This window comes from Paraburkholderia sp. JHI869, assembly GCF_038900775.1.
Classification (GTDB): Bacteria; Pseudomonadota; Gammaproteobacteria; order Burkholderiales; family Burkholderiaceae; genus Paraburkholderia.
The window spans coordinates 59407-72522 of the sequence record NZ_JAYMSC010000015.1 but is presented as its reverse complement, the minus strand read 5'-3'; the positions used below and the strand labels follow the sequence as shown (position 1 = coordinate 72522).

Annotated in this window: 13 protein-coding genes; 7 read left to right on the top strand and 6 right to left on the bottom strand. The window is 64.2% G+C overall.

Going from position 1 to position 13116, the window contains the following annotated elements; genetic code table 11:
• Positions 1-62: 62 nt before the first annotated feature.
• The 5 genes from VSR72_RS24330 to VSR72_RS24310 form a co-directional block, all read right to left on the bottom strand.
• Entirely contained in the window at positions 63-1367 is a 1305-nt protein-coding gene (locus VSR72_RS24330) for a sigma-70 family RNA polymerase sigma factor (RefSeq protein WP_342954897.1), read from the bottom strand.
• Complete coding sequence (locus VSR72_RS24325) at positions 1364-1786, bottom strand: VOC family protein (protein ID WP_342954896.1); 423 nt, start codon at positions 1784-1786, stop codon at positions 1364-1366. Before VSR72_RS24325 ends, VSR72_RS24330 begins: the two co-directional genes overlap by 4 nt.
• 32 nt (positions 1787-1818) lie before the next feature.
• Positions 1819-2238 carry a YciI family protein gene (locus tag VSR72_RS24320; RefSeq protein WP_342954895.1) on the bottom strand — a complete coding sequence of 140 codons (420 nt, stop codon included), beginning with the start codon at positions 2236-2238 and terminating at the stop codon, positions 1819-1821.
• 145 nt (positions 2239-2383) lie between these two features.
• Complete coding sequence (locus tag VSR72_RS24315; RefSeq protein WP_342954894.1) at positions 2384-2737, bottom strand: YciI family protein; 354 nt, start codon at positions 2735-2737, stop codon at positions 2384-2386.
• Positions 2738-2824: 87 nt separating this feature from the next.
• Positions 2825-3442, bottom strand: coding sequence for a TetR/AcrR family transcriptional regulator (locus VSR72_RS24310; RefSeq protein WP_342954893.1), 618 nt, complete (start codon positions 3440-3442; stop codon positions 2825-2827).
• An 88-nt stretch (positions 3443-3530) separates the two neighbouring features.
• Between VSR72_RS24310 and VSR72_RS24305 the strand changes: the two genes are divergently transcribed.
• The 7 genes from VSR72_RS24305 to VSR72_RS24275 all read left to right on the top strand — a co-directional run bounded on the left by VSR72_RS24305 (position 3531) and on the right by VSR72_RS24275 (position 12031).
• Positions 3531-4658: an MBL fold metallo-hydrolase gene (locus VSR72_RS24305; protein WP_342954892.1), complete on the top strand. Its 1128-nt coding sequence runs from the start codon at positions 3531-3533 to the stop codon at positions 4656-4658.
• 323 nt (positions 4659-4981) lie between these two features.
• Positions 4982-5980, top strand: a complete 999-nt coding sequence (locus tag VSR72_RS24300; protein WP_342954891.1) for a hypothetical protein — start codon at positions 4982-4984, stop codon at positions 5978-5980.
• Between the two features lie 11 nt (positions 5981-5991).
• Positions 5992-6342, top strand: a complete 351-nt coding sequence (locus VSR72_RS24295) for a hypothetical protein (protein ID WP_342954890.1) — start codon at positions 5992-5994, stop codon at positions 6340-6342.
• 756 nt (positions 6343-7098) lie between these two features.
• On the top strand, positions 7099-8358 hold the full coding sequence (locus tag VSR72_RS24290; protein WP_342954889.1) for an ROK family transcriptional regulator: 1260 nt from the start codon (positions 7099-7101) through the stop codon (positions 8356-8358).
• Positions 8345-9898, top strand: coding sequence for a sugar ABC transporter ATP-binding protein (locus VSR72_RS24285; protein WP_342954888.1), 1554 nt, complete (start codon positions 8345-8347; stop codon positions 9896-9898). The genes VSR72_RS24290 and VSR72_RS24285 overlap by 14 nt, the downstream gene beginning before the upstream one ends.
• A 41-nt stretch (positions 9899-9939) precedes the next feature.
• Positions 9940-10977 carry a ribose ABC transporter permease gene (locus VSR72_RS24280; protein WP_342954887.1) on the top strand — a complete coding sequence of 346 codons (1038 nt, stop codon included), beginning with the start codon at positions 9940-9942 and terminating at the stop codon, positions 10975-10977.
• 112 nt (positions 10978-11089) lie between these two features.
• Positions 11090-12031 (top strand): ABC transporter substrate-binding protein, encoded by a 942-nt coding sequence (locus VSR72_RS24275; RefSeq protein ID WP_342954886.1) that lies wholly within the window; start codon positions 11090-11092, stop codon positions 12029-12031.
• 43 nt (positions 12032-12074) lie between these two features.
• Here VSR72_RS24275 and VSR72_RS24270 read toward each other — a convergent pair whose 3' ends face one another.
• Positions 12075-13046, bottom strand: a complete 972-nt coding sequence (locus VSR72_RS24270) for a sulfonate ABC transporter substrate-binding protein (protein WP_342955011.1) — start codon at positions 13044-13046, stop codon at positions 12075-12077.
• Positions 13047-13116 lie beyond the last annotated feature (70 nt).

Below are 13116 nucleotides of genomic sequence, written 5' to 3'. Positions count from 1 at the left end.
GTAGCAAGCGTTGTGCCCCGATATTTCAGAAGCGCAAGGGCGCGCCGCTCAGTGGCACATGCCTATGTGCGTGGCGCGCATGCCGCAGCCCGCGCCAGCAGCACTTCGCGGTCGCGCGCGTTTTGCGTGAGCGCGGCGGCGCGCTCGAATTCCATGCGCGCTTCGGCATGGCGCGCGAGCTTTTCGAGCAGATCGCCGCGCGCGGCCGGCAGCCACGGATAGTGGCGCAGCGCGGGTTCTGCGCACAACGCATCGACGAGATCGAGCGCCGCCTGCGGCCCTTGCGCCATGCCCACCGCTACTGCACGATTCAGGCGCACGACGGGCGAGGCGTCGAGTTTCAGAAGCGCGTCGTAGATCGAGACAATCTGCGCCCAGTCGGTCGCCGCCGCGCTCGGCGCTCGCGCATGGCAAGCCGCGAGCGCGGCCTGCAGCGCGTACGGGCCCGGCGCGCCTGCGCAAGCCGCGCCGCGCGCAATGGCGGCAAGCCCGCGACGGATCAACAGCGCGTCCCAGCGCCTGCGGTCCTGATCGGCGAGGAGCACGGCGCGCCCTGCCCGGTCGACGCGCGCGGGCAGGCGCGAAGCCTGCAGTTCCATCAACGCCACCAGGCCGTGCGCCTCGCCCTCGAGCGGAACGAGTTCCGCCAGCATGCGGCCAAGGCGCAGCGCCTCTTCGCAGAGCGCGGGCCGTGTCCAGTCCTCGCCCGCCGTGGCCGTATAGCCTTCGTTGAAAATCAGGTAAATCACTTCGAACACCGAAGCAAGTCGCGGCTCGAGCTCGGCGAGGCGCGGCACTTCGAACGGGACTTTCGCCTCCGCGAGCGTGCGCTTGGCCCGCACGATGCGCTGCGCGACGGTCGTCTCGGGCACGAGGAACGCGCGCGCGATCTCGGTCGTGGTGAGGCCGCCGAGCAGGCGCAGCGTGAGCGCGGCGCGCCCTTCTTTCGGCAGCACGGGATGGCACGCCACGAACACGAGCCGCAGCAGATCGTCGCCAATCTCGTCCTCGCGCGCGGCGTCGAGCGCGTCCACGAAGTCGGGCGCGAAGTGCGCTTCGAGCGCTTCGAGATCCGCACCCATCGCCTCGTGCGCGCGCGCATGGGAGGCCGCGCGACGCAGCCGGTCGAGCGCGCGATGTTTCGCGGCGGTCATGAGCCACGCTCCGGGATTCTCGGGAATGCCGCTTTCGGGCCAGCTTTCCAGCGCGGCAACGAACGCGTCCTGCGCGATTTCCTCGGCCACGCCCACATCGCGCACGATGCGCGCAACGTGGGCGATCACCTTCGCCGACTCGATGCGCCACACGGCCTCGACCGCGCGGCGCGTCGCCGTGAATGTGTCCTGAGGCTCGCGCGGGCCGGTCACGAGCCGTGCGCGCCCTTTTCGACCGCCGCGGGCGACATGTACATCAGCTCCCAGATGTGGCCATCGGGATCTTCGAAGCTGCGGCCGTACATGTCGGTGCCGCACTCCATCGGCGGGCGTTTCGACGTGCCGCCCGCCGCGAGCGCCTTTTCGACGAGCGTGTCCACTTCCTCGCGCGAGACGCACGAGAGGCAGGTCAGCACCTCGGTGCTTTCGCGAGCGTCCACGAGCGCCTTGTCGGTGAAGCCGCGCATGAAGTCCAAAGTCAGCAGCATGGCGTACATGTTCTCGCCCAGCACCATGCAGGCGGCCTGGTCGTTGGTGAATTTCGGGTCGAATTTGAAACCGAGCTGGCCGAAGAAGTCCATCGAGCGCTTCAGGTCGCGCACGCCCAGATTGACGAAGATGTGCTTATGCATGATTGAGTCCCTGCGGTGATCGATGAGAATGCTCAGGATGCCTTACGTTGCTCCTGGAGCTGGCGAAAGCTCTCGACGCCCTCGCACTGCGGGAGTTCGTCGAGTTCGTAGAGCTGGCGCACTTCGACCTCGCCTTCGGCGCGGCCGAACGGAGACGGGAAGCGGCGCGCCCATTCGAGCGCTTCGTCGCGCGAGCGCACCTGGATCAGCGTATAGCCGGCAATCAGCTCCTTCGTTTCGGCAAAGGGGCCGTCGACGATCGTTGGCTTGCCGTTCGTGTAGTGCACGCGAAAGCCGCGCGAGGTCGGCTGCAGGCCCGAGGCGTCGAGCAACACGCCCGCCTTCGCCAGCTCTTCGTGATAGCGGGCCATCTCCGCGAATACTTCCACGTCGTCGGGCGGCTCGCCCGCTTCGGTCAACGCGTTGGCGCGCACCATGATCATGAATCGCATTGTCTTCTCCTGAATGTGACGTTCGGGGATGTTCGAAGGCACCGTCTGGTGCGCTCATCAACACGACGCGCGAAGCGCACGGAAATCGACAACGGACAGCGAAATTTTTTACGTGCCTGGGGAAACTACCTGGAAAGACGCCGATTCAGCGGAAACACGGACCGGTTTCGCGCACCTCGACGCTCGCCCATTGCGCCGCCGGACAGCGCCCGGCGATGGCAAGCGCCTCGTCGCGTGTGGCGCAATCGACGAGGAAAAAGCCGCCGATCATTTCCTTCGCCTCGGCGAACGGGCCATCGACGATGCTCGTGCGGCCTTCACGCACCTGGACGCGCGCGCCGTTCGTGTCGGCGGTGAGCGCGTGCGCGTCGATCAGCTTGCCCTCGGCGGCGAGTTCATCGGCGAACTCGACCATGCGCGCGTAAAGCGCCTCGCCTTCGGGTTGCGCCCGCGTATCGCGCTGGCCGCGCGGCTCGGCGATGAGCAGCATGAATGGCATGAGCATGTCCTCTCAGTGAAGCCTGCGAACCTGAAAGGCAAGAGTCTATGCCAGAAAAACCGTTGCGCGTCGGGGGCGCGTGCGCTTTCAGGCGTAGCGCGCGAGGAAGAGATCGGCGGACGACTCGGCGACCTGGCGCTGCTGCGCCTCGTCGAGCGGCGGCTGGCCCATCGCGACCTGCGGCCAGAACGCGAATGCCTTCACGACGCCGTGCAGTTGCTGCGAGGCGAAGGCCGGGTCCGTCGTTTTCAGGCGGCCATCGGCGGCGGCGGCGCGCACCCAGACCGTGAGGTCCTCTTCGCGCTCGCCAATGCGGGCCACCATGTCGCGCGCGCGCTCGGGCGAGTGGATGCCCGCCGCGATTGCCACGCGCGCGAGCTTGAAGAACGCTTCGTCGCTCAGCAGCCGCAGCTTGCGCATGAGAAGCTCGACAAGCTGCGCGCGCAGCGGCTCGCCGGCGCGGTAGGCCGGTGCGTCGGCGGTCGCGCTCGAATCCCAGAGCTGGCACAGGATTGACGCGAACAGCGCCTCCTTGCTAGGGAAATGGTTGTAGACCGTGCGCTTCGAAACGCTCGCGCGCGCGGCAATGCGGTCCATGCTCGTGGCGTCGAAGCCCGAGGCCAGGAATTCGTCGATGGCCGCCGCGACGATGGCGGCGCGCTTGCGATCGGTCAGGCGCTGAGGGGTGGCTGGGGTGCAATCCATTTCAGAATTTTACACCAGGCAGTTTACTTTTCGCCAGAATAAACTACACTGTGCAGTCTACTTCCCGTTCTCTGAGGCAGCCGCCGCTATGACCTCGCCTTTCGCATCGCTGAGCCGTACCCTGGGCCTGAGCGCCGCACAACGTGGGCGCGAGCTCTCGCACACCTCGCCGCAGCATGACGGCGAGCGCTTTCGCAACGTGCGTCCGCGCCCGGCCGAAGGCTTCGGCAAGACACTGAAGATCATGTGGAACATGATCTTCCACAAGCCGGGCGGCACCATGCCCGCCGGCGCGCTGCCCGTTCAGCCGCTCACGCGCGAGCAACTCGAGGCCGCGCCCGACCGCAGCGTCTACCGGCTTGGTCATTCCACCCTGCTCTTCAAGCTGCGCGGCCAGTTCTGGCTCACTGACCCGGTGTTTGCCGAGCGCGCCTCGCCGTTTCAGAACCTCGGGCCGAAGCGCTTTCACGCGCCGCCCATCGCGCTGGCCGACCTGCCGCCATTGCGCGGCGTGATCCTCTCCCACGACCATTACGACCACCTCGACCGCGAAACCGTGCTCGCGCTCGCGGCGACGACAGGCGTGTTTCTCACGCCGCTTGGCGTGGGTGACCGGTTGATCGAATGGGGCATCGACGGTGCGAAGGTGCGGCAGTTCGACTGGTGGCAAGGCGCGAATGTCGAAGGCATCGAATTCACGGCCACGCCCGCTCAGCATTTCTCCGGGCGCAGCCTGTTCGACGGCAACAGCACGCTGTGGGCCTCGTGGGTGATCGCCGACGCCGATCTGCGCGTTTTCTTCAGCGGCGACACCGGCTACTTCGACGGCTTTCGCACGATCGGCGAGCGGCTCGGCCCCTTCGACGTGACGTTCGTCGAGACTGGCGCGTACGACCCGCAATGGCCGTATGTCCACATGCAGCCCGAGGAAACGGTGCAGGCTCACGTGGATTTGCGCGGCGAGTGGCTCGTGCCGATTCACAACGGCACGTTCGATCTCGCGATGCATCGCTGGCAGGACCCGTTCGAGCGCGTGACTGGCCTTGCGCTCGCGCGCGGCGTGACGCTTTCCACGCCGCGCATGGGTGAAAGGCTTGATCTGGCGGAGCCGCATCGCGGCGAACGCTGGTGGCGCGAGGTGGTGGAAAGCGCTGAGCCGCCGCGTTCGGCGCGCCGGTGGTTCGCTTGCCGTAATGCCAGTGAGGCGCGGTCGTAGCGCAGTCGTTCATGCACTGCCAGCAATCGTGATGAGGCCCCGTGAGTTGAAGGACTTACGGGGCTTTTGTTTTGTCCGCGCGTCAATTGATCTACAAGTCGAATTACGGTTGCAAACGCAATGAATGCGATATCGCGGAACCGGCGTGCGGAAATCGCGCCGCGACGATGGCGCGTGGGTTCGGTGACTCAATCGCTAACACTGACAGAGTCGGCTTTCTACCTCCTTGCAACGACCAGTTAGTGGTCAAAGGTCCGATGCAGCTCAAGGTCCCTTGTTCGGTCGCGTGATATCAATGCGATCACAAAACGGACGGAGGTGACATGTCGTTTCCCGAATGGGGGCATTCATACAACGCTCTCTATGTGCCGCTGACGAGCGACTGGCAATGCTCACTCGTGCCTGCACGCGATGTGGAGGACGTCGATCGCGGGTGGAAGCTTCCTTACGAAGAGCGACAGAAAGCACGCAAAGAGCGTGAGGAACAAATCGAACAGGACAGCAAGGACTTCGACCAGCTGTTCCGGGTTTCCATCAGCCGACGCGCCGCGCGCGCCTGTAGTGATTTCAGGGCCCATATTGCGTTTATCAGGGATCACCTGCATATCTCTGGCCTGTCTGCGCCGGTCGATGGTGAAGGCGTGACGCGTATTCTTCGTGACGCGGTGCGCGATGGCCGACTCGTTCCTGCCATCAACCGTGCCTGGCGCGGCAGCAGGCGAGTTACCCGGCGCTATGGGCCGCAAAGTTGGCCAAAACGGGCGCCCGACCTGAAGCCGACCATCTATTCGTTCCGCAACGGTCAGCTTGAACCGCTTGGCGCAGACGGGGGCTTTATCGATCGCACGCCATACGTTCCGGTCGCTGCACGGGTTGCCGCTACTGTGAGCAAAGCGGCCGCTTCCAAAGGTGCGTCCAGTTGGCTTGGTGCGGTTGAGACGGCAGCGGCCGCATTGATCGGCGCCAGTGACAATTCAGACAATGAGGAAAATAGCGGAGGTGAAAATGACGGCACGTTCAGCGACAACGTGCGGGAAGCGTCGACGCCATTAAGCGACGCACAAGCGTTCGAGTATCGTGACGACGCTGGAACCCTCGGCAACGACATGCAAACGGCATGGCTCCCCTCTAAGGGGGGACCACCGAATCAATGGGTCGAGAATACATCGGGCAAGCAACAATGGCGCTTATATGACGGGCATGGCAACGCAGCAGTTGATATTGACTTCGGTCATGATCATGGTTTCGGCATCCCCCATGCGCATAATTGGGACAACGGCGTTAGAGATGACGGAAATGCCTTTTCCCTACTTTCCCATTGAAAGGTTTTTCTATGGACAAACTGAAAGAATTTGACTATTTCCATGATTGGAATCTAGACATTCTCGCCGTTCGCAACAGACATCAACTCATTGTTGCGATGGAATACGACGGGAAACGAGCAACCCTTACTTTCAACGGAACGATCCGCTGCACCGTCGAGCATTTCAGCGTGGAAAACAATATCGTGTTTGAAGTTAAGATACTCAAGCAGGGAGACACAAATTATGACCTCGCGCTAGCCATGCTAGCAAAAAGCGAATATTTCTCTAAAGGACCCGGGCGTCAAATTTCGATGATCGTCGCGACCGCGGGCGCTGAACTGGCCGTCGAGTTCGACACGCTCGATATTGAAGTTGAATAGCTGATGCAGCTGTTTGTGCGGTCAGATTTATGCGTCACCTGTCTTAGACTCGCGGCTGGCCGCTCGCACTCAATGTTTTCATTCAAGTCCGTGTCAGTCAGTTTGCACCGGCTCTGTGTCAACGGCTGTTGACATTGGATCAGGTAGTGGTTTTCTTCCAGCCCTCGATCTCTTAATCAGCCGTTACTAGTAGGCTGAGTGCAAACCAGATCCTCTCTTGAATTCATCGCCCCTGTCGTGGTTGGCTGTCATTGAGGCGTTTTCTTTCGATGGTCGCCTTGCCGCGCTTGATGTTTGGCGTTACGTGGAGACTCAACCTGATTCAGCGTTGGCCGAGTACATAAAAGCGAAAATAAGTGGCTCAGCAATTTGCTGGCGTTAAAGAATCGGGGCGCTGTCACCAAACAAGATCGACCGAGGCGGTGCCTGATCAAGTCGTCCTATTTTCGTTCACACGATTGGCCTTACAGTCAGTGGGTGCAACTTGACTTCGCCCATCGGTCTGCCAGCGAACCGCACAAGCGCGCGGGCACGCGATCTGCTCGCTCCCCGCTTCTTACCCTTCCCTGCAAAAGTCTCCTAAGCTTTTGCATCGAGGCGCGCGTCGCGCCAACGAACTTCATCGCTCCCCAATACCCTTAACGGGATTTCCCCAGGCTGACAGCCCCCGATTTCTGGCATTAAATAAATCAACTTGATTTATTTAGTCGGCGACGCAGTTGATCAGATGTCGCCCCTCTAAGCTGGAGGAGACACGTGAGAAGTCCGCATGTCGGTCAGGGCAGCAATTCCGCCAATGTCCGCCGCTTCAACGAACGCCTGCTGCTGCAGGCGCTGCGTCGCGCGGGCGAGGCGTCGAAGGCCGATCTCGCGCGTCTCGCGAATCTCACGAGCACCGCGGTGGGCACCATCATCACGTCGCTCACGGCCAATGGCCTGATCGAGGTCAGCGGCCGCCGCGACGGCCAGCGCGGCCAGCCCGCCTCGCTCCTGCGCCTCTCGCCGCGCGGCGCGTTCGCGATTGGCGTGCGGCTCGACCGGACCAATATCGAAACTGTGCTCGTCGATTTCGCGGGCCAGATGATCGAGCGCCGCTCGCGCGACATGCTGCTGCCGCAACCCTCGGTCGCGCAGGAAATCGTCCAGCGCGATATCGCCGAACTGTTAGGGTTACTTACGATAGAAGAGCGTAGCCGCCTGGCCGGCATTGGCGTGGCGCAGCCGTATAACCTCGGCAGCTGGCTGAGCGAACTCGGCCTGCCCACCGACACCTTCCGCGTGTGGAACGACGTGGACTTTGCGGGCGAACTCGCGCGCGCCACCGCACTGCCCGTATTCAGCGAGAACGACGGGAACGCGGCCGCCATCGCCGAGATCTTCTACGGCTGTGGGCGCCAGCGCGACGACTTCCTCTACCTCTTTCTCGGCCCGGCAATCGGCGGCGGCATCGCCATCGACGGCGACTGCGTGCGCGGCCTGACCGGCAACGCAGGCGATTTCGCAGTGATGCCCGTGCCGCCCAGCCGCCTGCCCTCGGCGCACAAGCCGTCCGGCCAGTGGGACATTCTGCTCTCGCGCGCCTCGCTCATCGCACTGCGCCGTCACCTGCAGTATTGCGGCGAGACGATCGACAGTCGCGCCGATCTCGAAGCGTGCATCGCGCGCGGCCACCCGGGCGTGCAGGACTGGCTCGACGACTGCATCGATGCGCTCGCCCCTGCTCTGCGTTCGGCGTTCTGCGTGCTCGACGTGCCGGCCGTGGTGCTCGACGCCGACGTGGACGCGGGTCTCATCGACACGCTCATGCAGCGCCTGCGCCTCGCGGTGGCGGCCACCGCGCCCGAGGCGCGCGGCACGCCCGCGCTCGTGCGCGGCACCTTCGGTCCCGATGCGGGCGCGCTCGGCGCGGCCACGCTTCCCATGTTCTTCAATTTTTCGCCGCGCGCGGGCATCCTCATGGGCGCCGGCGCACAAACTTACGCTCAAGCGCAGGAGGAGAGCCATGTCGCCCTCTGAGTCCACGCCCCCGCTGCTGGAAATGCGGGGCATCACCAAGACCTTCCCCGGCGTGCGCGCGCTCGACAACGTGCGCCTCACCGTCTACCCCGGCGAGGTCCACTCGCTCATGGGCGAAAACGGGGCAGGCAAGTCCACGCTGATGAAGATTCTCTCGGGCGCCTACCAGGCCGACCCCGGCGGCGAGATTCTCATCGAAGGCAAGACGGTCGTGATCGACGGGCCGCATGCTTCGCGCGAACTCGGCGTGGCCGTGATCTATCAGGAATTGAGCCTCGCGCCCAATCTCTCGGTGGCCGAGAACATTCATGCGGGCCGCGAGCTGCGCAAGGGCGGCCGCCGCTTCGGCACCGTCGACCGGCGCGCCATGGAGCGCGGCAGCGAAGACGTGCTCAAGCGTCTCGGTGCGAGCTTCGGGCCTACCACGCTGGTCGGCTCGCTTTCCATCGCCGAGCGCCAGCTCGTGGAAATCGCGCGCGCCGTGCACAGCGACGCGCGCATCATCGTGATGGACGAGCCCACCACGCCGCTCTCCTCGCGCGAGACGGAGCGTCTCTTCAAGCTCATCAACCAGCTGCGCGACGAAGGGCTTGCCATCATCTATATCAGCCACCGCATGGCCGAGGTGTACGAACTTTCGGACCGCGTTTCCGTGCTGCGCGACGGCAGCTATGTGGGCACGCTCATGCGCGACGCACTCAACGCGGAAAGCCTCGTGAGCATGATGGTGGGCCGCGATATTTCGGGGTTCTACAAGAAGGCGCACGCTCCGTACGATCCGGGCAAGGCCGTGCTCACCGTGCGCGACGTGGCGGACGACAAGCGCGTGCGCGGCTGCAGCCTCGATCTGCACGCGGGCGAAGTGCTCGGCATTGCGGGCCTCGTTGGCGCGGGCCGCACCGAGCTTGCTCGCCTCATCTTCGGCGCGGAGCCGCGCGTGCGCGGCGAGATCGCCATCGACGGCAAGACGCTCCACGTGCACACGCCGCGTGACGCGATCAACGCGGGCCTCGTCTACTTGACCGAAGACCGCAAGCATCAAGGCCTCTTTCTCGACATGAGCGTGCGCGACAACATCAACGTGGCCGTGGCCGGGCGCGACGCGCGCATGGGCGTGCTCGACCTCGCGCGCGGCGGCGAGCGCGCGAAGGAAGCGATCCGCTCGCTGTCCATTCGCGTGCCGAACTCGCGCGTGAACGTGGGCGCGCTTTCGGGCGGCAACCAGCAGAAGGTGCTGCTTTCGCGCCTGCTGGAAACGAAGCCGCGCGTGCTGATTCTCGACGAGCCCACGCGTGGCGTCGATATTGGCGCGAAGTCGGAGATCTACCGCATCATCAACGACCTCGCCAAGACCGGCGTGGGCATCATCGTGATCTCGAGCGAACTGCCCGAGATCATCGGCGTGGCCGACCGCGTGCTCGTCATGCGCGAAGGCGAATTCGCCGGCGAGCTTGGCGGCTATACCGGCAAGCCCATTTCCCAGGAGGCGATCATCGAACTCGCCACCGGCTCGCAGCAACCGCTCGACGAAGCCGCTTGACCTTCACCGCATACGCAAGAAACGTCCCTCAGGAGTACGACATGAAAAGCATTCTTCCCCGGCACGGTGTCGCGGCCTCGTCCTCACAGCCCGCTGCTCAACCCACGCGCAGCGTAGCGGTCGACGGTCATCGCCAACGCATGAAGTCGCTCGTGCGCACCGCTGGCATGCTGCCGGTGCTGGTGCTGCTGTGCATTGGCTTCGGTCTGCTCAACGATGGCTTCTTCACGCTGGAGAATCTTTCGATCGTCACACAGCAAGCCTCGATCAACATCGTGCTCGCCGCCGGCATGACCTTCGTGATTCTCACGGGCGGTATCGACCTCTCGGTGGGCTCGGTGCTGGCCGCTGCCGCCATGGCCGCCATGATCGGCTCGAACATCGTGGGCTGGGGCTGGCTGGGCGTGCCGATGGCGCTCGCGGTGGGCCTGGGCTTCGGTCTCATCAACGGCGCGCTCATCGCGCTCTTGCGTCTGCCGCCGTTCATCGTCACGCTCGGCTCGCTCACGGCGGTGCGCGGCATTGCGCGCCTGATGGGCCACGACACGACGATCTTCAACCCACAACTGTCGTTCGCGTTCATCGGCAACGGCACGGTGCTCGGCGTGCCTTGGCTCGTGATCATCGCGTTGGTGGTGGTGGCCGGTTCGTGGTTCGTGCTGCGCCGTACCGTGCTCGGCCTGCGCATCTACTCGGTGGGCGGCAACCCGGAAGCGGCGCGCCTCTCGGGCATCAAGGTGTGGGGCATCGAGATGTTCGTCTATGCCGTGTCGGGCCTGCTCGCGGGTCTCGGCGCAGTGATGTCGGCCGCTCGTCTCTACGCGGCCAACGGCCTGCAACTGGGCCAGTCGTATGAACTCGACGCGATCGCCGCGGTGATTCTGGGCGGCACGAGCTTCGTGGGCGGCGTGGGTTCGATCATCGGCACGCTGATCGGCGCGCTCATCATCGCAGTCCTGACCAATGGCCTCGTGCTGCTCGGCGTCTCGGACATCTGGCAGTACATCATCAAGGGCCTCGTGATCGTCGGCGCCGTGGCGCTCGACCGCTATCGCCAGCGTGGTTCGGCCCGCACGTAAGCCACTGGATTCAACAACAGACAGGTACAAGCGCGAGCGCAGGCGGTCCTGCTGCGCTCGCCAGGAAAGCACCCAAACAGGACCCAAGCAGGCCCCCTCAGGAGACAACCTCATGTTCAAGAAAAAAGCCGTTCTCGCCGCTGCCGCCCTCACCCTCGGTTTCGCCCTGCAAGGCGCGCATGCCGCAGACAAGCAACTCAAGTCGATCGGCGTTACCGTGGGTTCGCTAGGTAATCCTTACTTTGTCACGATCGTCAAGGGTGCGGAAGCAAAGGCCAAACAGATCAACCCGAACGCCAAGGTCACGGCCGTTTCCGCCGACTACGATCTCAACAAGCAGTTCACGCAGATCGACAACTTCATTTCGGCGCACGTGGACATGATCCTCCTGAACGCGACCGATCCGAAGGCGATCTTGCCGGCGGTGAAGAAGGCACAGGCGGCCGGTATCGTGGTGATAGCCGTGGACGTGGCCGCCGCGGGCGCCGACGCCACCGTGCAGACCGACAACGTGAAGGCCGGCGAGATTTCGTGCGAATTCCTCGCGAAGAAGATCAACAACACCGGCAACGTGATCATCCAGAACGGGCCGCAGGTCTCGGCCGTGATCGACCGCGTGAACGGCTGCAAGCAGGTGCTCGCGAAGGCGCCCGGCATCAAGATCCTCTCCGACGACCAGGACGCCAAGGGCTCGCGTGAAGGCGGCATGAACGTGATGCAGGGCTACCTCACGCGCTTCCCGAAGATTTCCGGCGTGTTCGCCATCAACGACCCGCAGGCCATTGGCAGCGACCTTGCCGCGAAGCAGCTGCATCGCAGCAACATCGTGATTACGTCGGTTGACGGCGCGCCCGATATCGAAACGGCGCTCAAGTCCGATACGCTGGTGCAGGCCTCGGCGAGCCAGGACCCGTGGAAGATGGCGCAAACGGCCGTGCAGGTTGGCTACGACATCATGAACGGCAAGAAGCCCAGCAACCCGATGATCGAGATGACGCCGCAGCTCGTCACGCGCGACAACGTGGGCAGCTACAAGGGCTGGTCTTCGCACTAAGCGTTGAACCAGGCATGCGCACGGGGCGCCCGTGCTCGCACGGTCATGCGAGCACGGCGTCCTTCGTCACCACGCGGCGCGGAATGATCTTCAGGTCGTAGAACGTGTCCGCGATCTTCTGCTGCTGCGCGATCACGGCGGCGTCGATCGGCCGGTATTCATGTGCGTAGTGCGTGAGACCGGTCTGGATCGTCGCCGCGTCCAGGCCCTGGATCGGTGAGAGTTTCGCGGCCGCTGCCGCCGTGTTGGCGCGCACCCATTGTCCCGTCTTGCCGAGTTCGTCCAGCGCGATCGCCAACGCGTCCTTGCGGTTTTGCGCGAATTCGCGCTGGCTCAGGAAGAATTGGTGATGGCTCGCCACCCCATTCGCATCGGCAAGCAGGCGAGCGCCATCCTGCGATTCGACGGCGGCGAGGAACGGGTCCCAGATCGCCCAGGCGTCGATGGCGCCGCTTTGCAGCGCCGCGCGCGCGTCGGCGGGCGCGAGATACACCGGCTGCACGTCGCCAATGGAATAACCGTGCTTTTGCAGCAGCGCGACGAGAAACCAGTGCACGTCCGAGCCGCGATTCAGGCCGATTTTCTTGCCCTTCAGTCCAGCCACGTCACGGATCGGCGAATTCTTCGCCACCACCACGCCCTCTGCGTGCGGCGTGGGCAGTTCGTATGCCGTATAGACGAAATCCGCGCCCGCGGCCTGGGCAAACACAGGCGGTGCCTCACCTACATAGCCGAAGTCGATTGCGCCCACGTTCAGGCCTTCGAGCAATTGCGGCCCAGCGGGAAATTCTGTCCACGACACCTTGATGCCGAGCGGCGCGAGGCGCGTTTCGAGCGTGCCGTTGGCCTTGAGCAGCACGAGCGTGCTCGCAGCCTTCTGGTAGCCAATGCGGAACTGGTCGGGCTGATATTTCGCGAACGCGGTGGCGGGCAGCGCCGCGCCGGCGAGCGTCGCGCCCAGCGTGGCGAGGAAATGGCGGCGGGAGTATGGCTTGGGCGGCGTGGGGCGGGTCATCTTCGGCAGGTCCGTGTCGGCATTGGGCGTGCGCCGACAGGGCGCCGCCATCGAACCGTCGATGCTACCG